25 protein-coding genes are annotated in these 21,748 nt (G+C 40.6%); 13 read left to right on the top strand and 12 right to left on the bottom strand.

The genetic code is table 11. The features are described 5' to 3' along the window. Nucleotides 1–35: 35 nt before the first annotated feature. The 6 genes from ibaG to mlaF all read right to left on the bottom strand — a co-directional run bounded on the left by ibaG (nucleotide 36) and on the right by mlaF (nucleotide 3,587). On the bottom strand, nucleotides 36–290 hold the full coding sequence (gene ibaG, locus F1325_RS02635) for a BolA family iron metabolism protein IbaG (RefSeq protein ID WP_006535338.1): 255 nt from the start codon (nucleotides 288–290) through the stop codon (nucleotides 36–38). Between the two features lie 140 nt (nucleotides 291–430). Continuing rightward, nucleotides 431–724 carry a lipid asymmetry maintenance protein MlaB gene (gene mlaB / locus F1325_RS02630; RefSeq protein ID WP_109371943.1) on the bottom strand — a complete coding sequence of 98 codons (294 nt, stop codon included), beginning with the start codon at nucleotides 722–724 and terminating at the stop codon, nucleotides 431–433. A gap of 1 nt (nucleotide 725) precedes the next feature. After that, nucleotides 726–1,355 carry a phospholipid-binding protein MlaC gene (mlaC, locus tag F1325_RS02625; RefSeq protein ID WP_109371945.1) on the bottom strand — a complete coding sequence of 210 codons (630 nt, stop codon included), beginning with the start codon at nucleotides 1,353–1,355 and terminating at the stop codon, nucleotides 726–728. Between the two features lie 96 nt (nucleotides 1,356–1,451). After that, on the bottom strand, nucleotides 1,452–1,988 hold the full coding sequence (gene mlaD, locus F1325_RS02620; protein WP_099074096.1) for an outer membrane lipid asymmetry maintenance protein MlaD: 537 nt from the start codon (nucleotides 1,986–1,988) through the stop codon (nucleotides 1,452–1,454). A gap of 3 nt (nucleotides 1,989–1,991) precedes the next feature. Next, nucleotides 1,992–2,771 carry a lipid asymmetry maintenance ABC transporter permease subunit MlaE gene (gene mlaE / locus F1325_RS02615; RefSeq protein WP_109371950.1) on the bottom strand — a complete coding sequence of 260 codons (780 nt, stop codon included), beginning with the start codon at nucleotides 2,769–2,771 and terminating at the stop codon, nucleotides 1,992–1,994. Nucleotides 2,772–2,774: 3 nt separating this feature from the next. Beyond that, nucleotides 2,775–3,587, bottom strand: a complete 813-nt coding sequence (gene mlaF, locus F1325_RS02610) for a phospholipid ABC transporter ATP-binding protein MlaF (RefSeq protein ID WP_100159974.1) — start codon at nucleotides 3,585–3,587, stop codon at nucleotides 2,775–2,777. A gap of 241 nt (nucleotides 3,588–3,828) precedes the next feature. Between mlaF and F1325_RS02605 the strand changes: the two genes are divergently transcribed. The 12 genes from F1325_RS02605 to rnk all read left to right on the top strand — a co-directional run bounded on the left by F1325_RS02605 (nucleotide 3,829) and on the right by rnk (nucleotide 12,486). Beyond that, nucleotides 3,829–4,809 carry a calcium/sodium antiporter gene (locus F1325_RS02605; protein ID WP_160229958.1) on the top strand — a complete coding sequence of 327 codons (981 nt, stop codon included), beginning with the start codon at nucleotides 3,829–3,831 and terminating at the stop codon, nucleotides 4,807–4,809. An 18-nt stretch (nucleotides 4,810–4,827) separates the two neighbouring features. After that, complete coding sequence (gene kdsD, locus F1325_RS02600; protein WP_109371954.1) at nucleotides 4,828–5,802, top strand: arabinose-5-phosphate isomerase KdsD; 975 nt, start codon at nucleotides 4,828–4,830, stop codon at nucleotides 5,800–5,802. 27 nt (nucleotides 5,803–5,829) lie between these two features. Then, a complete protein-coding gene (kdsC, locus tag F1325_RS02595) occupies nucleotides 5,830–6,387 on the top strand; it encodes a 3-deoxy-manno-octulosonate-8-phosphatase KdsC (RefSeq protein WP_109371956.1) in 558 nt (185 codons plus the stop codon). Nucleotides 6,388–6,403: 16 nt separating this feature from the next. Next, nucleotides 6,404–6,982 (top strand): LPS export ABC transporter periplasmic protein LptC, encoded by a 579-nt coding sequence (gene lptC / locus F1325_RS02590; protein WP_075671457.1) that lies wholly within the window; start codon nucleotides 6,404–6,406, stop codon nucleotides 6,980–6,982. Next, nucleotides 6,963–7,496, top strand: a complete 534-nt coding sequence (gene lptA, locus F1325_RS02585; protein WP_075671459.1) for a lipopolysaccharide ABC transporter substrate-binding protein LptA — start codon at nucleotides 6,963–6,965, stop codon at nucleotides 7,494–7,496. The genes lptC and lptA overlap by 20 nt, the downstream gene beginning before the upstream one ends. A 6-nt stretch (nucleotides 7,497–7,502) precedes the next feature. Further along, complete coding sequence (lptB, locus tag F1325_RS02580) at nucleotides 7,503–8,228, top strand: LPS export ABC transporter ATP-binding protein (protein ID WP_006535352.1); 726 nt, start codon at nucleotides 7,503–7,505, stop codon at nucleotides 8,226–8,228. A gap of 59 nt (nucleotides 8,229–8,287) precedes the next feature. Further along, nucleotides 8,288–9,769 (top strand): RNA polymerase factor sigma-54, encoded by a 1,482-nt coding sequence (rpoN, locus tag F1325_RS02575; protein ID WP_160229957.1) that lies wholly within the window; start codon nucleotides 8,288–8,290, stop codon nucleotides 9,767–9,769. A gap of 23 nt (nucleotides 9,770–9,792) precedes the next feature. Then, nucleotides 9,793–10,080: a ribosome hibernation promoting factor gene (gene hpf / locus F1325_RS02570; RefSeq protein ID WP_036913954.1), complete on the top strand. Its 288-nt coding sequence runs from the start codon at nucleotides 9,793–9,795 to the stop codon at nucleotides 10,078–10,080. Nucleotides 10,081–10,229: 149 nt separating this feature from the next. Continuing rightward, nucleotides 10,230–10,697, top strand: coding sequence for a PTS IIA-like nitrogen regulatory protein PtsN (gene ptsN / locus F1325_RS02565; protein ID WP_023582879.1), 468 nt, complete (start codon nucleotides 10,230–10,232; stop codon nucleotides 10,695–10,697). A gap of 79 nt (nucleotides 10,698–10,776) precedes the next feature. After that, entirely contained in the window at nucleotides 10,777–11,631 is an 855-nt protein-coding gene (rapZ, locus tag F1325_RS02560) for an RNase adapter RapZ (protein WP_023582880.1), read from the top strand. Continuing rightward, nucleotides 11,628–11,900 (top strand): PTS phosphocarrier protein NPr, encoded by a 273-nt coding sequence (gene npr, locus F1325_RS02555; protein ID WP_006535359.1) that lies wholly within the window; start codon nucleotides 11,628–11,630, stop codon nucleotides 11,898–11,900. The genes rapZ and npr overlap by 4 nt, the downstream gene beginning before the upstream one ends. A 175-nt stretch (nucleotides 11,901–12,075) precedes the next feature. Further along, a complete protein-coding gene (gene rnk, locus F1325_RS02550) occupies nucleotides 12,076–12,486 on the top strand; it encodes a nucleoside diphosphate kinase regulator (RefSeq protein ID WP_075671465.1) in 411 nt (136 codons plus the stop codon). A gap of 116 nt (nucleotides 12,487–12,602) precedes the next feature. On the opposite strand, the gene pmbA is transcribed toward rnk, so the two are convergent. Next, nucleotides 12,603–13,931, bottom strand: a complete 1,329-nt coding sequence (gene pmbA, locus F1325_RS02545; protein WP_109371960.1) for a metalloprotease PmbA — start codon at nucleotides 13,929–13,931, stop codon at nucleotides 12,603–12,605. A 187-nt stretch (nucleotides 13,932–14,118) separates the two neighbouring features. Here pmbA and yjgA point away from each other — a divergent pair, with 187 nt between their 5' ends. Then, nucleotides 14,119–14,679, top strand: a complete 561-nt coding sequence (gene yjgA, locus F1325_RS02540) for a ribosome biogenesis factor YjgA (RefSeq protein ID WP_088495963.1) — start codon at nucleotides 14,119–14,121, stop codon at nucleotides 14,677–14,679. Between the two features lie 73 nt (nucleotides 14,680–14,752). Here the strand turns inward: yjgA and F1325_RS02535 are convergent, their stop codons facing one another. The 5 genes from F1325_RS02535 to yhdP all read right to left on the bottom strand — a co-directional run bounded on the left by F1325_RS02535 (nucleotide 14,753) and on the right by yhdP (nucleotide 21,720). Beyond that, nucleotides 14,753–15,034, bottom strand: coding sequence for a barstar family protein (locus F1325_RS02535; RefSeq protein WP_109371962.1), 282 nt, complete (start codon nucleotides 15,032–15,034; stop codon nucleotides 14,753–14,755). Next, complete coding sequence (locus F1325_RS02530; protein ID WP_160229956.1) at nucleotides 15,034–15,534, bottom strand: ribonuclease; 501 nt, start codon at nucleotides 15,532–15,534, stop codon at nucleotides 15,034–15,036. The genes F1325_RS02535 and F1325_RS02530 overlap by 1 nt, the downstream gene beginning before the upstream one ends. 86 nt (nucleotides 15,535–15,620) lie before the next feature. Continuing rightward, complete coding sequence (gene tldD / locus F1325_RS02525) at nucleotides 15,621–17,066, bottom strand: metalloprotease TldD (RefSeq protein ID WP_109371966.1); 1,446 nt, start codon at nucleotides 17,064–17,066, stop codon at nucleotides 15,621–15,623. After that, nucleotides 17,063–17,923 (bottom strand): deaminated glutathione amidase, encoded by an 861-nt coding sequence (gene nit1 / locus F1325_RS02520; RefSeq protein ID WP_151434176.1) that lies wholly within the window; start codon nucleotides 17,921–17,923, stop codon nucleotides 17,063–17,065. Before nit1 ends, tldD begins: the two co-directional genes overlap by 4 nt. Further along, nucleotides 17,920–21,720 carry an AsmA2 domain-containing protein YhdP gene (gene yhdP, locus F1325_RS02515; RefSeq protein ID WP_160229955.1) on the bottom strand — a complete coding sequence of 1,267 codons (3,801 nt, stop codon included), beginning with the start codon at nucleotides 21,718–21,720 and terminating at the stop codon, nucleotides 17,920–17,922. Before yhdP ends, nit1 begins: the two co-directional genes overlap by 4 nt. Nucleotides 21,721–21,748 lie beyond the last annotated feature (28 nt).

Genomic DNA, 21,748 nt, shown 5'->3' with positions numbered 1-21,748 from the left:
CTTTTTATTTTGCTGTACGCTGTATACCTACTGAATTAAAGCCCGTTAAGTTTACGATCTCTCTTCCACTCTTCAGGTGTGTAGGCTTTAATAGACAAAGCGTGAATACGGTTATCTGCGATATATTCCATCAAAGGGGCATAAATGGTTTGTTGCTGTTTTACTCTGCTCATTCCCTCAAACATTGCGCCAACAACGACAACTTGAAAATGACTACCATCACCATTGACGATGACTTCATCTAACGACAGGCTGTCCATTAATACTTGTTTGATTTCATTTGTATCCATAATTGCTCAATCTCAACGTTAAAATAATAATCAGTCGTCTATCCTAATGGAATCCGCCCTACTCTTAAACCATCAAAAACCCCCTTAATGATAAAAGTATCATGAAGGGGGCTTTTTAATACCTTTACTCAAAATCTGTATTAGGCAATATTCATAATTTCATCAAGATCATAGAGTGTAATTAAGGTTTGAAAACGCTCACTGACACCTTGAATAATAAATTGACGATTTTGCTCTTCCATTTCTGCTTTTAAGTGAACAAAAAGTGCCAACCCTGTTGAATCAATATGTCCTAAGGCAGAAATATCAATGATATTAATATCAGCTAATAATGCTTTACGTTGCTGCCAAGCAGGCAATAACGTTTCACGATCTAGCGTTCCTTGGAAATAAAGGACACCATCCTTTTTTTCCCAATTTAACGAAGCTGACATGTTATTTTTTCTCATCCAGTGTGATTGGTGTTTTAGCACTGATTTCTAACTGTTTTGTTAAACCATCAACACCTTTAGAATTTAAAATATCTGACCACTCATTCTGTTTGGTTGTGATCATGCTTACACCTTCAGCAATCATATCATAAGCTTGCCATTCGCCTGTTTTACTGTTTTTACGCCATTGGAAATCAAGGCGAACAGGTGGGCGACCATTTGTATCGATAATGGTGACGCGAATAGTTAGCGTTGATTTATCTGCGAAAGGTTTTGCTGGCTCAATACGGTATTCTTGACCTTCATACATTGCTAATGCTTGACCATAAACTTGGGCAAGATACGCTTCAAATGCAGTGAAATAAGCATCACGTTGCGCAGGTGTTGCATTACGATAATGAGGCCCTAACACTAATGCACCTGCATATTTAATATGCACATAAGGCAGTAATTCTTGCTGAACAATTTGACGTAAAAGTTCAGGATTTTTACGAATTTCAGGCTGTTCATTTTTTAATTTACTAAAGGTCTTTTGAGCCGCATCTTCCATCAATGCGTAAGGATTGGTTTTATCTACCGCCATGGCAAAAGGCGTTATCACTAATAGTGCGACCATCAATAAGCGTTTAAACATATGTTCGCTTCTCCTCAAATAGGGTTTCAATAATACGATGCATTTATTACGCTAAATCTAGCTAAATGTATAAGTGCATCGTATAGGAATTCATGATTAAGGTAATGCAGAGTGTTCTTCTGTTGGTTTAGATTCAGATTTAGCTGAATCATCACCATCACCCGTTTTATAAAGGAATTGACCAATAAGATCTTCTAGCACCATTGCTGAATTGGTGTTTGTGATCCGTCCCCCGTCTTTTAACAGAGTAGAATCTAACGCTTCATCATAAAAACCTAAATTCAATGCAAGGAACTGCTCACCTAATAAACCAGATGTACGAATAGACAGTGAGCTACTTTCTGGAATGTGGTCATAAATGCTCAGAATATCGAGCGCGACTTCAGGGCGATAGTTTCCTTCATCTTCTTCTTTTAAGGTGATAGAAGAAACACGACCAATCACCACACCACCAATCTTAACTGGAGAGCGCTCTTTTAACCCACCAATATTACCGAAGCTGGCATAAACGCGATAAGTCGGTTGATTACCCATTTCTTTAATATCAGCGACTTTAAGGCATAAGAAAATCACAGCAGCTAACGCAATCAGAACAAATAGACCAACCCAAACTTCAATTTTTTTACTTTGCATGACTTAGTTCCCAAACATCAGTGCTGTTAGCACAAAATCTAAACCCAATACGGCTAACGATGAATGAACAACAGTACGTGTTGTTGCTCTGCTAATCCCTTCTGATGTTGGGATTGCGTCATACCCGTTAAAGAGCGCTATCCAAGTGACGGTAATGGCAAAAACGACACTTTTAATAAAGCAGTTCACTAAATCGAGTCGCCATTCAACGGCACCCTGCATAGATGCCCAGAAAAAGCCTTCATCGATCCCTTTCCAATCCACCCCCACAATTGCACCGCCCCAAATACCGATGGCAACAAAAATAAGTGAAAGTAATGGCATACTAATAAGCCCCGCCCAAAAGCGAGGAGCAACGACACGTCTTAAAGGATCGACTGCCATCATTTCTAAACTAGAAATTTGTTCTGTGGCTTTCATTAAGCCGATTTCAGCAGTTAAGGCTGAACCTGCTCGACCTGCAAATAATAATGCAGTCACCACAGGACCTAATTCTCTTAACAATGAAAGTGCGACCATCATGCCAAGACTAGCTTCAGCACTAAAAGTGGTTAAAACAAGATAGCCTTGTAATCCCAACACCATGCCAATAAACAGTCCAGACACCATGATAATTAATAAGGATTGAACACCAACGTTATACAGTTGCTTCATTAACAGAGGCCACTGTTTACGAAATTCGGGCTTACCGACTAATGCTCGAAAGAGCATAATGCCAGCTCTTCCGAAGGTAGCAAAAATCGCCAATGCTCTAGTGCCAATGCGAGATAATAAATTTACCACGTACTAATTTCCTCGTCCTAATAGGTCGTCCTGATAATCTCCCGCAGGAAAACGGAAAGGCACAGGGCCATCAGCAATACCATCTAAAAACTGCCTTACTTGCCTATCTGGATTATCCTGTAATTCTTGTGCACTGCCTTGAGCAATCACTTTCTGCTCCGCAACAATATAAGCGTAATCTGCGATACTTAACACTTCGGGTACATCATGGGAAACCACAACACAAGTCACACCAAGCGCATGATTTAACTCATCAATTAGCTTAACCAGCACACCCATTGTGATAGGATCTTGCCCAACAAAAGGCTCATCAAACATAATCAGTTCAGGATCAAGCGCGATAGCTCTTGCTAATGCCGCCCTTCGCGCCATTCCTCCTGATAATTCAGAAGGCATTAAACTTGCCGCACCACGTAATCCCACGGCTTCAAGTTTCATCATCACCGTTGTACGGATCAATGCTTCAGGTAAATTTGTATGCTCTCTTAGTGGAAACGCCACATTTTCAAACACATTCATGTCTGTGAACAGTGCGCCTGATTGAAAAAGCATACTCATTTTTTTTCTTGCCTGATACAACGCAGAACGTGATAGCGCAGGAATATTGTCGCCATCAAACCAAATTTCACCACTATCTGGAAGGATTTGTCCTCCCATTAGGCGTAACAAGGTTGTTTTACCAATCCCTGAAGGGCCCATAATCGCAGTCACTTTCCCTCTCGGTACAACAAGATTGATCTCAGAGAAGATCTTTCTGCTACCGCGAGTGAAGTTCATATTGCGCACTTCAATTAGATTGTCAGATTGTGCGTTCATGAATAAAACATCCTCAAGCCTGTCTGCATAAACGAATTTTTACGCTATTTTGGCAGGTCATTCGCCATGTTACAAAGAAATCACCACTATTTAGCAATTTATTGCACGGTTAATTTTACTTTTCGTGCTTGGCTAGTCAAAATATGGTGAATTAGCAAAACCTTTTGACAATATGTTTTTTTATCAGCCCTGTCTTATTGGTTTTTTCTTTATTCGCTCATTTTGTTGGAAAACTGATGGCATGTTGATTACTTTGTCTCTTTTAATTTTTGGGTTGATGTTACTTGTTTATGCATCAGACCGATTAGTTTATGGTGCGAGCGTTTTTGCGCAATCGTTAAAAATTCCGCCAGCCGTCATCGGTATCTTAATTGTAGGTACAGGTACTTCACTGCCTGAGCTTTTTGTTTCGACTGATGCCGCAGTTCATAATTTGCCGGATATCGCTATCGGGACAGCCATTGGCTCGACACTCACCAACCTTCTCCTCATCGCAGGTATTGGCGCGATGATTTACCCCATGAACATTCAGTCCGCAGTGCTAAAAAAAGAGCTTCCCTTGATGATTATAGTCATCATGCTCGTTGGCATTATTGTTTCTAGCGGAAACTTAAGGCTCAGAGAAGGCACACTGCTCTTTTTTATTGGTTTTGCATCCATTTTTCTAATGATAAAAACAATGCATAAAACACTAGCACAAGAGCGCCACGTATTACCTTTAGAAACCTTAACCCGTTTTGAATTACAGACAAATCCCCGTAATTCTGTTGCACTTTTTTGGGTCGTTATTGCGTTACTGATTATTCCAGTTGCGACCCAAATGATATTAGATAATGTCTTTATTTTAATGCAACAGTATCATCTTAGTGGATTTTTTGTTGGTTTAACCTTGCTATCTATTGGAACAAGCCTACCTGAGTTAGCAACAACCATTGTGGCAGCACTAAGACGCGAGAATGAGTTAGCATTAGGGAATATTATAGGTGCTAATATTTTCAATCTAACTTTTGTCTTGGGCATGCCAGCATTACTCTCACCAAGCACATTTAATATCAATACATTTTATTTTAGTTTTGCTGTACTTGGTGTCGCCAGTTTACTGTTTTCTCTCTTTTCATTAGGGCGCAAACAGCGTCTTAATCGAGGAAAAGGGATATTCTTGTTAGTTTGCTTTATTGTTTATATTACGGTGTTGTGCGTCGCACATTCTCTCTTAACCTAAAATAAATGGTACAAAAAAATGACCGAGTTTGATTTTCAGCAAGCGGGTAAAAAAGTCCTTCATATTGAGCGTGATGGGTTAGCTGAACTAGAACAATATATCAACGATGATTTTACGCTTGCCTGTGAAAAAATTTTTCACTGTCAAGGTCGAGTGATTGTGATGGGTATGGGTAAATCTGGCCATATTGGGCATAAAATTGCTGCAACATTCGCCAGTACAGGAACACCTTCTTTCTTTGTTCATCCTGGTGAAGCCAGCCACGGTGACTTAGGAATGGTGACAGAAAAAGATATCGTCCTAGCGATTTCAAACTCAGGGGAAGCCAGCGAGATCCTTGCGCTTATTCCAGTACTTAAACGTAAACAAATAACTCTGATTTGTATGACACGCACTCCTCAAAGTACAATGGGGAAAGCGTCCGATATTCATCTTTGTATCAAAGTACCTAAAGAAGCCTGTCCTTTAGGACTTGCCCCAACAACCAGTACAACGGCAACCTTGGTCATGGGGGATGCGCTAGCGATCGCACTTTTACGTGCCCGTGGTTTTACCGCTGAAGATTTTGCACTTTCTCATCCTGGTGGTGCACTAGGTCGTAAATTACTCCTTCATGTCAGTGATTTAATGAATAAAGAGGCAGATATTCCGCGTGTCACCAAAGATGCCACTTTACGTGAAGCACTTGTCGAGATAACCCGTAAAAAATTAGGAATGACCGTCATTTGCGATGATAATATGCTGATCAACGGTATCTTTACTGACGGTGACTTACGAAGAATATTTGATTTAGGGATAGATCTAAATAATGCCAAAATCTCTGATGTGATGACAAGAGGCGGTATTCGTATTCGCCCAGATTGTTTGGCCGTTGAAGCACTGAATTTAATGCAAGCAAAACATATCACCTCGCTATTAGTAACAGAACAAGATAGTGATATCCTGTTAGGTGTTTTACATATGCATGATTTATTACAGGCTGGTGTTGTATAAGATAGTCATAACGTTCGAAGGATAAAAATGAATACAATGATAGAAACTTGTTATGGTGCAGTAAGCGAACAAATCATCAAAAAAGCAGAAAAAATCCAATTGCTGATTTGTGATGTTGATGGTGTGATGTCAGACGGACTCATTTACATGGGCAATAATGGCGAAGAATTAAAAGCTTTTAATGTCCGTGATGGGTATGGAATCCGTTGTTTGCTTACATCCGGCATTGAGGTTGCTATCATTACAGGTCGTCAGTCTAAACTGTTAGAAGACCGTGCTAAAACCCTTGGTATTACATATCTTTACCAAGGTCAGCATAATAAGCTTTTGGCGTATCAACAACTGTTAGATACACTAAACCTTAAACCTGAACAAACAGCCTATATTGGTGACGACCTGATTGATTTACCTGTAATGGAAAAAGTGGGACTTTCTGTCGCCGTGGCTGATGCTCATCCATTACTTACACCTCATGCTAATTATGTAACTCGCATTGCGGGTGGTCGTGGTGCAGTACGAGAATTGTGTGATTTAATCCTTTTAGCGCAAGGTCGGCTTGAAGAAGCTAAAGGTCTTTCGATTTAACGTATAACGATACAGAATGAATAAATTAAAATCCTGGTTTACCTTAATTCTTGCCATTATCGCCCTTGGGCTGATTGGCTGGAACTACACTAATAACACTGAATTCGGTGATGGTGAGATTGTTGATGATGGTCAGCCAACTTATCAATCCAAATCATCGATATCTTTTGTTTACGAGCCAACGGGTATACTCGGATATAAACTTGTTGCTGATGATGTCAAAAATTATGCTCAGCAAAAGTTTACATGGTTTACTAACCCTGTCTTAACTACCTATTCACCGACAGGGGATGCAACATGGACAGTACGTGCGAATAAAGCCAAGCTGACAAACAGTAAAATGCTCTATCTTTATGGCGATGTTCAAATTGATAGTTTAACCGATGATTCTCAACTACAGAGAATAAGCACAGACAATGCTATCGCAAATTTGGATACACAGGATGTTTCCTCTGATGATGAAGTGACTATTATCGGCGTCGGACTGAAATCAGTCGGCTTAAAAATGCGAGGCAATCTGCGCGAGAAACGTGCAGAGCTGATTGAAAAGGTAAACACCTATTATGAGATCCCTAATGAATCAAAAAATCCGTAATACACTGATTATCGGTACACTTTTAGCGATAAGTGTACCTGCGATGGCGCTAAAAGATGACACACAACAACCTATCGTTGTGAACTCAGAGAAACAGTCGCTTGATCTAGAAAAAAACGTCACAACCTTTACACAAAATGTTGTGATCAAACAAGGTTCTATCGATATTCGTGCTGATAAAGTTGTTGTCACACGCCCAGGTGGTGACTCCAAAAGGATCGTAATAGAAGCTTTTGGTAACCCAGTGACTTTTTATCAGTTACAAGATGATGGTAAACCTATCAAAGGTCGTGGCGAGAAAATGACCTATGAAATGGATAAAGAGTTAATGACCTTAACGGGTAAAGCCTATCTTGAACAATTAGACAGTAATATCACCGGTGATAAGATCACTTATCTCGTCCCAACTCAGCAAATGGAAGCTTTTAGCGGTAAAGGTAAACAAGTGACTACTGTTTTACTGCCTTCCCAGTTGCAAGAGAAAGGCCCTGGTGTTAACAACAAAGGTAAGTAACACTTTATGGCGCTGTTAAAAGCTGAAAATTTAGCGAAAGCATACAAAGGGCGCACCGTCGTCGGTGATGTAAGCCTGAACGTTAATTCAGGTGAGATTGTCGGCTTACTTGGACCAAATGGTGCAGGTAAAACAACCACATTCTATATGGTTGTTGGCATTGTCGCTCGTGATGCAGGTAGTATTACAATTGATGATGAAGACATTACGCTGTTACCGTTACATGAACGAGCACGTAAAGGCATTGGCTATCTTCCTCAAGAGGCGTCTATTTTTAGACGCTTAAGCGTTTATGACAACATTATGGGGATCTTAGAAATCCGCCATGATTTAACGCCTGAAGAACGAAAAGATCGAGCAGAAGAACTGCTAGAAGAGTTTAATGTCAGCCACTTACGTAACAGCTTAGGGCAATCATTATCAGGGGGAGAACGCCGCCGCGTTGAAATCGCGCGGGCATTGGCAGCAAACCCTAAATTCATTTTATTAGATGAACCTTTTGCGGGTGTTGACCCTATTTCGGTATTAGATATTAAAAAAATTATCCAGCATCTACGTGATTATGGATTAGGTGTACTGATTACTGACCATAACGTTCGTGAAACATTAGATGTGTGTGAACGTGCTTATATCGTCAGCCAAGGTCACCTTATCGCTCATGGTTCACCAGAAGAAATTCTTGAAAATGAGCAAGTTAAACGTGTTTACTTAGGTGAAGGCTTCCGCCTGTAATCTTTGATTCACTTTTACTCTGTCATGGATGACAACAGCAAAGGACTCATCGCATTATTATGAAACAAAGTCTGCAACTTCGTCTTAGTCAGCAACTGGCAATGACGCCACAGCTACAACAGGCTATTCGTTTGTTGCAACTTTCGACGCTTGAATTACAACAAGAAATTCAGCAAGCGCTTGAGTCTAATCCACTTCTAGAACAAGACGACGATCAACAAGATCCCGTTTCAGATGAGACCTCTCATACAGAGAATCAGTCAGACTCTACAACAGAAACAACAACTGAAAACGGAGTTGAAGAGTTCGACACGCTGGATGCTTTAGAGCAAAAAGAGATGCCTGATGATCTCCCTTTGGATACTCAATGGGAAGAGATCTACACCGCTGGCACTCCTTCTGGCACCAGTAATGACTATACTGATGATGAGCTTCCACTGTATCAAGGTGAAACAACTGCCTCATTGCAAGATTACCTCACATGGCAGGCTGATCTCACCCCATTTTCAGAAACAGACAGAGCAATTGCGATAAGTATTATCGATGCTATTGATGAAACAGGCTATTTAACTGTCACAACAGATGACATCCTTACTGGAATGGGCGATGATGAATTAGAGCTTGATGAAGTCGAAGCCGTATTAAAACGTATTCAACGCTTTGATCCTATTGGTGTTGCTGCTCGTGATTTAAAAGAGTGTCTTTTGATTCAGCTATCCGCTTTTTCAACAGAAACACCCTATCTTAAAGAAACGCAGTTAGTCATTAGCCAATATTTAGAGTTGCTAGGTAACCGTGATTTTCGTCAATTGATGCGTCAAACGAAATTACGAGAAGAGACACTAAAATCTGTTATTGAGATGATCCAGTCTCTTGATCCTAAGCCCGGATTAAGTATTGATACAGGCGAGTCAGAGTATGTTATTCCAGATATACTGGTAAAAAAATCAGGTGAACGCTGGCAAGTTGAGTTAAATACAGATAGCATTCCTCGCCTACGAATAAATGAGACTTATGCAGCATTGGGTCAATCGACTCAAAATGAAAGTGATGGAAAATTTATTCGTGACAATTTACAAGAAGCCAAATGGCTGATAAAAAGTTTAGAAAGCCGTAATGAGACATTATTAAAAGTCGCTCATTGCATTGTTGACACACAGCAGGCATTTTTCGAATTGGGTGAAGAGCATATGAAACCCCTAGTGTTAGCCGATATTGCTGAACAGGTTGAAATGCACGAATCCACCATTTCTCGCGTGACAACGCAAAAATTTTTGCATTGCCCGAGAGGAATTTTCGAATTGAAGTATTTTTTCTCTAGCCATGTGAATACTGATAGCGGAGGCGAAGCCTCTTCAACAGCAATCAGGGCTTTAGTGAAGAAACTAATCGCAGCAGAAAATCCAGCGAAACCACTTAGTGATAGTAAACTGGCTGATATGCTCGCAGAACTTGGAATACAAGTTGCTCGACGCACTGTTGCGAAGTATAGAGAGTCATTATCCATCCCGCCTTCAAATCAACGCAAAGAGTTGGTTTGAGCATAATTGAGAAGGAAGACACTATGGAACTTCAAATCACTGGTCATAATATTGAATTAACCGATGCTCTGCGTGATACCGTCAAAGCAAAAAGCGCGAAATTACCTCAGTTCTTTGACAAAATTAATAACGTTCAGGTTATCCTGAAAGTCGAGAAAGTTAATAAAATCGCGGAAGCGACCATTCAAGTTAATGGCGGTGAATTGCATGCCTCTGCAGAAGCAGAAGATATGTACGCAGCAATTGATGGATTAATGGATAAACTGGCTCGTCAATTAACCAAACACAAAGATAAACTGAGACAACATTAATTCATTTCCCATTGTGAAATGGAGATACAATCGGCGAAGTTACTGCGTTGTTTATGACTCGGTTTAAACCAACGCCTAATCAATATCAGTAACGAAAAACCAGATGTCACTTTGTGGCATCTGGTTTGCTGGTCTAAGTGAATAAGACAATGAACAACGATACAAAGATGAATATTAGCGACGTACTTTCTCTGGCATGTACGCATAATGATGTACATTGCACGAGTAAAAAGCGCGCGTTAGAAATTATCAGTGAAAATGCAGCAAAAGCACTTAATTTACCCGAAACACTGATATTTGAAGCCTTATTGACGCGTGAAAAAGTCGGTACAACAGGGATTGGGGGTGGTTTGGCTATCCCTCATGGACGTATTGAAAGTGATGAAACAGAAAAAGTAGTTGGAGTGTTTCTTCACCTAAGCGAACCTATTGCCTTCGACGCTATTGATAATCAACCTGTCGACTTGTTGTTCGCATTACTCGTTCCTGCAACACAATGTAAGGAACATTTACACACACTGTCTTTGATTGCAAAACAGTTGGCAGACAAAAATTTATGTCGCCGACTACGCTCCGCACAAAGTGATGAAGAGCTTTATCAGATTATCACTGAATAACCCCTACGGGTTTAGTAGGACGCGATTAGCATACAGTGGAATGATATTCATCACTGGGAAATTATAGGGGAGCTACCTCATGGTGCTGATGATAGTCAGCGGACGCTCTGGTTCAGGTAAGTCGGTCGCTTTGCGTGCGCTTGAAGACATGGGATTTTATTGTGTTGATAACTTACCTGTTGATCTTTTACCTGAGCTCGCAAAAACACTGGCTGAACGTGATGCTTCTGCTGCCGCAGTCAGTATTGATGTCCGAAATATGCCAGAGTCGCCGGAGATCTTCGAAAAAGCGCTGGAAAGTTTACCCGCTGAATATTCTCCACAACTCTTATTTTTAGACGCAGATAGAAATACCTTAATTCGTCGTTATAGTGATACACGACGTCTACACCCTCTCTCAACTAAAAATCTTTCATTAGAAATGGCGATTGATACAGAGAGTGATCTGCTTGAGCCATTACGATCACGAGCTGATCTCATCATTGACACCTCTGAAATGTCAGTTCATGAGCTTGCAGAAATGCTGCGTACTCGCTTATTAGGCAAGCGTGAACGTGAGCTAACGATGGTTTTTGAATCCTTTGGCTTTAAGCATGGTATTCCTATTGATGCGGATTATGTTTTTGATGTGCGATTCTTACCAAATCCACATTGGGATCCTAAACTGCGTCCAATGACAGGTCTAGATCGCCCTGTCGCGGCATTTTTAGATAGACACACCGAAGTTCATAACTTTATTTATCAAACTAGAAGCTATCTTGAACTTTGGTTGCCGATGTTAGAAACCAATAACCGTAGTTATTTAACGGTTGCGATCGGTTGTACGGGAGGTAAACACCGCTCTGTTTATGTTGCTGAGCAACTCGCAGATTATTTCCGCTCTAGAGGGAAAAACGTACAATCACGCCACAGAACACTAGAAAAACGCAAATGACCCAATATCGACAAGTTGCGATTAAAAATCGGCTCGGTATGCATGCAAGACCTGCAATGAAGTTGTTTGATTTAGTAAAAACATTTCAATCAACCGTCATTTTACGCAACAACGAAGGGGTTGAAGCACAAGCGGATAGTGTGATTGCTATGCTAATGTTAGATTCAGAGCAAGGCAGTCAAATTGATATAGAAGTTACTGGTAGTGATGAAAATGAAGCTATTGATGCTATTATCGCATTATTTGAATCGGGGTTTGATGAAGAATAATCGCAATAGAAAACAATAGATTAGCATTTCTTAACTAAATAACCCGAAAGAGACTGTGATCACTGTCTCTTTCTTTTTTATACAGAACCGCCTATTATCTCTTATATGAGTTTAACAACACCCCCACCTCACTCGTGGGGGTGTTGTTTTGCATTGGAATAAATTGGAGTGTGGTATGACAAAGCCAACAATTATCATCAACGAACTTGATGCAGAACGTTTAGATTCATTACTTGAACAACCGGCATTTGCAGATAGTCCGATTGCTGAAGCATTGAATGAAGAATTAGATCGTGCTGACATTGTTACACCAGCTGATATCCCTGCTAATATTGTCACAATGAACAGCAAAGTCCGTTTTATGGACTTAAAAAATAATGAAGAGCGTACTCGTACTTTAGTGTATCCCGCTTCATTAAAAGACAGCACTACTGAACTCTCCGTCATGGCACCAATGGGTGCTGCGCTATTGGGTTTAGCCATTGATGATGAAATTAGTTGGAAGCTGCCTAATGGCCTTGAAACCAAGGTTAAAGTATTAGAAATTCTATACCAACCGGAAGCTGCGGGTGAATTACACCGTTAAGCAGAGCTGAAGGTTCGCGTCTTATTTTTATCTTATCGTTTGAAAAGCACACTGATAAACGCGATATCTCAGCCCATTGCGGGCTGAGATTAAGGGTTGTGACGAGTGTCTAAAATTTACTCACCTGCAATGCTCATTTCTGGTAACAACAACGATCCACACTGAACATTACTGCGCGTCTCAATATCATCACCCATCGTGGCAATATTTGCCCACATATCTTTTAAGTTACCTGCAATAGTCACTTCGCTTACAGGATATTGAATTTCGCCATTCTCAACCCAAAAACCGCTCGCACCACGAGAGTAATCACCTGTTACTGTACTGACACCTTGTCCCATCAATTCAGTAACAACAAGACCTGTTCCCATCTCTTTTAACAGTGCATCAAACGATAAACCTTGCCCAGGGATATACCAGTTATGAATACCACCAGCGTGACCATTACTCTTTAAGCCCAGCTTTCTTGCTGAATATGTGGTTAACAACCACTCTTGTAATACGCCATCTTTGATGATTTCAGCATCTGTGGTACGTACACCTTCACTATCAAACGGTGTTGATGCCAAACCTCTCATTAAGTGAGGGCGCTCTTGAATATTTAACCACTGAGGAAAAATTTGCTTACCTAAGCTATCGAGTAAACAAGAAGATTCACGATAAATCATGCTACCACTAATTGCTGCAACCAAATGACCAAAAATACCTGTCGCCACATCTGCCGCAAAAATAACGGGGGCTTTCATGGTGGGTAGTTTACGAGGTGCAAGGCGAGATAAAGTACGGCGAGCGCACTCTTGACCAACCCATTCAGGTGATTCTAGATCATCAAAGCGACGACTAATAGTGTAAGCATAGTCGCGCTCCATATCTTCACCATCACGAGCAATAACACAACTCGACATCGAATAGCGTGAAGATGAATAGCTTTTTAATAAGCCAAGGCTATTACCAAATACACGGGTTCCACTGTGACTATTAAAACTGCCACCTTCGGTGTTGATAATACGGCTATCGCTATCTAAAGCGGCTTTTTCTGCTCTCGATGCTAATTCAATCGCTTTATCTGCCGTGACTTCGGTAGGATGGTAAAGATCAAGGAAAGGTGCATCAAACGCTAATAGCTCTTGATCAGCAGGCCCTGCATATGGGTCAACTGAAGTGTAGCGTGCAATATCCACAGCAGCTTGTACAGCTCGCTTAATCGCATCAGGACTTAAATCTGTTGAAGATGCACTACCTTTGCGTTGTTGTTGATAAACAGTGATGCCTAAAGCGCCATCACTGTTAAATTCAACATTTTCAACTTCACCATAACGCGTACTTACACTAATACCCGTCGATTTATTAATAGCGACTTCAGCTCCATCACACTGTTTTGCAGCCAGCTCTAATGCGAGTGAGACGGCGTCTTCAAGCTGTTTTACCTGATCTGAATTATTCATTGAGAACCATTTTTCCTAAGGAGAACACCACTTTTTACTTATTTTTAGCAAAGTAAATCAATTGACAGGTGGTCAACAAGCGATTTTCCCAGTTACAATAGAAGATATATGAATGTTATCACCCGTCGGGCTTTTGGTCATTCACCAAATCACACTCCCGGCTTACTCTGCAACAGGAATTTTTATTATGGCAAAGCAGCCTGAAGAGTGGCATTACCTCAATCCTGAATTTGACGATACCTCGTCAGAAGAGGAAGAAGAGGACGAAATCATCTGGGTCAGCAAAAGCGAAATTAAACGTGATGCTGAAGCACTCAAAAAACTGGGTACTGAATTAGTTGAATTAAGTGCACAAGAATTAGAACGTGTTCCATTAGATGAGAAATTATTAGCCTCTATTCAATTAGCACAAAAAGTACAGCGTGAAGCACGCCGCCGCCAAATTCAATATATTGGAAAACTACTGCGCAATGTAGACGAAGATCCGATCCGCCAAGCGCTTGATAAACTCAAAAACCGCCACAACCAACAGATCTTAGTGTTACATAAACTTGAAGATCTGCGAATTCGCCTTGTTGAAGGTGGCAATGAAGTGATTGAAGAAGTCGTTGCGCTTTACCCAATGGCTGATCGCCAACAATTACGCACACTTATCCGTAATGCGAAAAAAGAAAAAGAAGCGAATAAGCCGCCAAAATCATTCCGCTTACTATTTCAATATCTAAAAGATTTATCAGAATCAGCATAAAACCTGATCATCCTGAAAACGCAGTGTAAATTTGGCCTCACTGCGATTTTCAGGGCGTATTTTCTACTCTGAATTACTTTTGTGCTTTATGTTCACAATAAAAGTTTAAAACATCTTTACCAAGCTCATTTTGTGCTTCTTGCATCAATTCCACCAAAGGTTGAAAATCACGGGAATGATGAGGTAAATGCCTGAAAACAATACTAACTGGCAATTCTATTCCACCCACTAACGCATCCCATAGTGCATCTAGGTTATCGCCAAATTTATCATCTAACTGAAATTGCAGTGCAAAATCGTGATAAAAGGCTTCTCTATCTGCCAGTGTCTTAAAATTGAAGATAACCTGTTTCATTAAGGTGCGACCTTTGTCATTGTACGATAATGATCAGTGGTAACATAAATCAGCCCATCATTCGAATAGAGCAATCTGTCACTACCACGATGACCACACTGATAATTTACATCCGCTTCATACCACTGGCGTCCAGCTTCTTCTGGCAACTGTTTTTCACGGTTCATAAAGCGATCGCCTCCGATTGCTCTTCCCGGTAAGACTTCACATAAATTGCCCGCTTTCGCATTCCAGCCTTTTTCTCTCGCCTCTTTTTTAGTGAGATAAAAATCTGGCAATTGTTGATGACGTTGCAAATAGTTAGCTACTACATTGGTTTGCGTTTTTTCATCAATAGATAGTGGAATTTGTGCTGGTTTATTGGTGTTATTGCTTGATGATGTCAGAATAGGAGCTGAAGATGAAGATGTTGGTGCTTTGGTTTCAGGCAATAGACCTTTATAAAGAACACCAAATAAAACCGCAATAACAATAATAACTGGTAATAAACGTTTACCCATAAGTTAGCTCCCTCACTGTTGCTAGGATAAAAAACTCCATCAAAAGATGGAGTTCAATAGATACTGACAAATAACGATAGCGATAATTAAGCTGTACCGCCAACCGTGATTTTATCAAGCTTCAACGTTGGTTGACCCACACCAACAGGGAGACTTTGTCCTTCTTTACCACAAACGCCAACCCCTTTATCTAAAGCAAGATCATTACCTACCATAGAAACTTGTTGCATGGCTTCAATACCTGAACCAATTAGAGTTGCTCCTTTAATTGGTTTGGTTATTTTTCCATTCTCGATTAAATAAGCTTCTGAGGTTGAGAAAACAAATTTGCCCGATGTAATATCAACCTGACCGCCACCAAAGTTTGGTGCGTAAATACCGCGATCAACACTGGCAATAATCTCTTCTGGTGAAGACTTACCTGCTAACATGTAAGTGTTTGTCATACGAGGCATAGGAAGATGCGCGTAAGATTCACGACGACCATTTCCCGTTGGCGCAACACCCATTAAACGCGCGTTCATCTTATCTTGCATATAGCCTTTTAAGATGCCGTTTTCGATTAAAACATTGTATTGACCTGGTACACCTTCGTCATCAATAGCCACAGAGCCACGACGACCTTCAATTGTGCCATCATCAACAATAGTACAAAGCTCAGAAGTTACTCTCTCGCCAATGCGTCCCGAAAATACAGAGGTTTCACGGCGATTGAAATCACCCTCTAATCCATGACCGACTGCTTCATGCAATAACACACCTGGCCATCCTGCGCCCAATACAACAGGCATCGTTCCCGCAGGTGCCGCAATTGCAGATAAATTCACTAATGCCATACGCACAGCTTCACGCGCATAAGTGATAGCGTGGCTTTCACCATCGACTTTAGTTAGGAAATAATCATAACCAAAACGACCACCGCCACCACTTGCGCCACGCTCACGTTTGCCATCTTCTTCCACCAGCACACTCACTGAAAGGCGAACTAAAGGACGCACATCGGCGGCTAACGTGCCATCGGTTGCTGCAACAAGCACATGCTCATAGACACCCGTTAATGACGCATTAACTTGTTTAACGCGTTTATCTTCAGCTCGAGCCGCTTTATCTACCTCATGCAATAACGCAATTTTCTCTTCACGAGAAAGGCTTTGCAGAGGATCGTTTAAGCTGTATAGCGGAGAATGTTGAATAGCACCTAAAGTATGAATACGACCATTACCTTTAGCCTGAACAATACTTCGTGCAGCATGAGCACTTTGGTTAAGTGCATTAAGCGTTAGTTGGTCTGCATAAGCAAAGCCGGTTTTTTCACCGTAAATTGCTCTAACACCAACACCTTGATCAATATTGTAAGAGCCATCTTTAATAATCTGATCGTCTAGGATCCAAGCCTCGTGATAACTTGACTGAAAATAAAGATCACCATAATCAATTTGACGCTGTGCAAGCTGCTCTAGTGTTGATGCTAAATCATCTAAACTAAGTTTGTTTGCTTCCAACAGACTTTCGCTGACAACAGCTAAACTCATAATTCTTCTTTATCCTTAACTTTTTTGATTAAGTGGGTCAGTTTCGGGCGAAAGCGGTTATGTTTTACAACCCGTATCTGTTCACGCATACCGTGTAGACTTTCGACACCAACATTCAGCGTTAGCGCACTAACAGCATCAGGGTTCTTTTTCAAGACTTTACCCCAACCATCAATCGCCATCGTATGACCCCAAGTCCGGCGCGTATCATGTGTACCCACTTGTGCTGGCGCTAAGATAATACACTGATTCTCAATGGCACGAGCACGTAATAAAGGCTCCCAGTGCGCTTTACCTGTTAAACGGGTAAAAGCCGCTGGTACAGAGATTATCTCTGCCCCTTTTTCTCTTAATGCTTGGAAAATACCAGGGAAGCGTAAGTCATAACAGATTGTTAAACCTAATTTCCCAACCGGAGTATCAACGACTGTTAAGCGCTCACCGCGTTGATAAATAGAAGATTCGTTATATTCGCCTTGCTCATCATCAATGCTGACATCAAACATATGAATTTTGTCATAACGAGCACGAATAACACCTTCATCATCAAACACCAAACTACTGCTGGTAATTTGGTCTGGGGAGTCTCGACTAATCAATGGCATAGAACCGACTAAGATCCACACTTTATAGCGCTGAGCCATTTTAGCGATAGCATTTTGTAAAGGCCCATCGCCCTGAACTTCAGCATGTTTATGATAATCTTTAGAGTTCGAAAAAAGTAACGCATTTTCAGGTGTTAATACAAGCTTCACTGAATCGGGTAATTGCTTAATCTGTTGCTCAATTTGCGCCAGATTATTTTTTGTGTTTTTACCGCTACAAAGTTGCAAAAGTGCGACATTAACTTTTTTCATAACGCCTGATTCTCCTTAAGCTGACGCAGTACTTCGTCAATTTTGGGTTGTTCCATAGTTCCGGTCACATGATAACGGATAACTGAAATCTTACTCCAAAGTGGCCCCAGAACCTTTGATGCCGCAAACACTGCGGCGCCTGCAATTGGGTTTATCGCGAAAGCCGTAGCAACACCGACAGTTGCTGAAATCTCTGGCGTTACCACAACTTGTAGGTCCATTTTACGTTCAAGTAAATCAACTTTCCCACTTATCGCAATATCAGCAATAACACCATCAACTCGGACACTCTCAGCATTCATAATACCTTGATTGATCGTAATTTCACTCTTAATCGAGTCATACTCAAAATGCTCGCTGAAAGTATCCCTAAAATCAAACTGTAATTTACGTAAAAGCGCATCAAAACTCACAAGACGCAGTAATTTACCCGCTTGTCCAACATTCACTTTTTCGATACGCCCTTTCCCTAAGACAGATTTAATATCACCATTTAAGGTCGCCAGATTAAAATTCCACGGCGTATCACGCCATTGTAATGAAAAATCAGCAGAAAGTGGGGACTGGATAATAGGAATAATAAAACCGAAATAAGCGGCCATTTCATCAATTTCTTCCGCTTTTAATTTACCTATTAACTTCGTCGTATTATTACCTGCATTATCTTCAGACCACACACCATTAAGAGACAATTCACCGCTGCTATTTTCCAACTTACCGTCAGTTAGAAATAAAGCACCCTGATTTTGTTTTAACGAACCTTCAATTTTCCCTAAAAGCAAGCCATTTACCCAACATTCTCGGCACTCAAAATCAATAGAAGGAATGTTTTTAACTGAAAACTTCAATGCATTCACATCAGAAGTGTTTGCCATTTTTAACGATTTTTCTTCTTGAGATAGAGTTGCACCATTAAAATAGAGATAATTAATATTCACTTGCCAAGGTGTCGATGCTTCAGGAATAAACACATCGCCTCGTAATTCACTTCCTGAAAAGGCAAATTTTACCCCTTCACTAGCGCGCATAATCTCAGTTTGAGGATTACGCCATTTTTGCCCTGCAAAATTTAAATCAGGTAAACTGATATGCACATTATCAGGAAAAGTGACTTCATTTTCAGACGGCGTTAAAGACGAAAAAGCCATTAATGTCGGCAACCATTTATCCCCCTCTAATCCTTTAAGAGCGATAGTTAAGCGTTGTTGTGAATTCAATTCAGGTAATTTAATAGAAGAAGAAACAACATGGCCTTGTAATAAACGTAGCTGTTTTCCTAATGCCCACTGGCTATTAAGTTTCCACTGTTTCTCAGCACTGGCATTCACGGTTAAGGTTTCACTGTTACCCTTGGCAGAAATCACAATAGGTGGTGAATTTTTTAAATCCTGTGTTTCAGGCGCTGTTAACTTGCTGCTTAATGCATTGATATTTCCGGTTAGATCGACTTGATAATCAACATCACCTTTTTCGGGGATCTTAACATTAACGTTGCCATGCCATGGAAATACACCACTAAACTTATGTTGAATATCACTAGGTAATCCTTGAATTTTTTGAATATCCCATTGGCCTTTTAAGCCGACATCAACCTGATAATTATCCGTATCATTGTAACTTGTAAATGAGAAAGCAAGCGGCTGCCCAAACCAATTAGCCGTTAATGTATCACTTTCAAGTTTGTCATTATGGTAACGAAACTGCCCACTCACGCCTTTCAATGTGGTATCCATGAAGTTCAAAGTGACATCATTATTTTTTAAATTAACCTCACCAGAAGCCACAACCTCATCACCACCAAAGGGGATATCAAGTTTCAATGTACCGTCAATTTTTCCTGCTACTTTTAGCTCTTCAAGTGTATGACCAATACTCGCCATTTGAGAATCTAAGAAATACTCTTTCAGCTCGTCGCCTGTGGCTTGAATATCCGCATTAATTAAGATTTTTTCTTGTTGATAGCTTTCAATGACTGCACTTAAATTCGTGGCTGTCGCTTTACCCACTTTTGCTTGTGCAGAAGACATCCATAAGCCGTCATTTTTAAAGTCTAGATTAATATCGAGATCAAATAACGCAGGCCATTCACTATCAAATTTAAAGGTCGCGTGTTTGACGGGCGCATAAACTTGGAACCATCCTTTGTGGTTATCAAAAGGAAAATCAGCGGGATCGCCATCAAAAATAAAGGTTCCATTATCGATATTACCCGCAATAATCGCATCTGAGAGATATTGAGTCAGTGCCTTCCCGACATACTCCTCAGGCAAATAACGCCATGTATCACCCGCATTTGTAACTCTAACACCTGATAAAATGGAAAGACGCTGATCTTCACCTTGTTTCTCATAACGAAAATCACCCGCAACCCATGCTGATGTAGCTTTAACATCGAGCCCTTGGCTCCAAAGAGACAGGTTATCCCCTGAATGTTGCCAATAAACCGTTCCTTTTCCTTTTTCAATATTCAACGGCGCTTTAAATAATTCGCCCGTGTCTATTTCACTATCTGCTAGGGCAAAATTAAGCTCACCATGTTGCATACTCCCTTTTAATTGCCCGCTGAAATGTTGTACTGAGGGGATCTCTTGCCAACGCTTCCAACTCACATTTTCCCAAGAGAGATTAATGGTGCTTTGCTCGAAGTTTTCTGGGGTGAGATCTAATGCAAAGTCATTAACCACACCAGAAAATTGGCGATACTGCCACTGGCGAACAAAATCAGGTGTTAAAAAAGAGAATAATGGCAATACAGCATATAACCTATCTAACTCAATATTCTTGGCGCGAATACGCCATGCTTCATCATGCTGTTTTTCTTTTGGTTGATAAAGCACCGCTAAATAACCATCAGGCCACTCTTCACCATCCATTGTAATTTTTCGAGTATAAGGAACATCCGCAAGCCAGCCATTTTCTTGCCTTCTCATACGTAAAATTAAATCTTCAACATTTAATACGTGCGAGGTTCCATCACTACTCCAGTCCATTTCACCTTGATGAATTTGCAACTGACTTCCAGTAATACGCCCTTGAGTAATTTCAATCCAGTTAGACAAACTGGCTTTAGCTTCACCTACGCCACTATTATTTTTTACCCACTGACTAAGCCAAGGTGAGATATCGATGTCATCTGCGGTAAGAAATACTTTACCGTTATCGATCAAACCGTTCTCTTTGGTATAGAGATCAAGGCGTACCTTTAACCCCCCATAATGATTAATGGGTGTATCAAGAGTGACTTCACCTTGAGCTCGGTGACGATTTTTCTGATTCAACCACATTAATTCAGGCACATGTAATGTACTGGTATCTCCTGAAGGGGTTAAAAAAACAAAACGGCTTTCAATCAGTTTAAAACGATCAAACTGTTCGAGAAAAAGTGAAGAAATATCATCAGGTTCAGTTAAGGTAATATCACCACTTTGCCCCGTAAAAATTGGCTGTTGGTAATTAACATATAACTGTTCAAAGGTCAGTTCACGAAAATGAAGACGAAAAGCGAATAATGAACGCCACACGTCAAAAGAAAAAGTGACTTTCTCTGCCGTAACGTTCACATCTTTATTGGTAATATTCAGTCCTTCCACTTGAATATCAGGACCAAAATTTTGCCACTCCCCCGTGATCTTTGTCATTGAGACAGGGCTATTGAGTTGCTTCGTAAGATACGTTTCTATTTCAGGGCGATAACTATCTAAGCGTGGCAGAAAGTAGCGAAATCCGCTTAATACCAAGGCAAAAACGATGAGGCAAAAAACTGTTATCACTAACAGGTATTTAGGCAGCCGCTTCATTTTTGTCTCCTTTCTGCCATCATATTCA

Source organism: Proteus columbae (assembly GCF_009914335.1).
GTDB lineage: Bacteria > Pseudomonadota > Gammaproteobacteria > Enterobacterales > Enterobacteriaceae > Proteus.
This window is presented reverse-complemented; position numbering and strand designations above follow the sequence as displayed.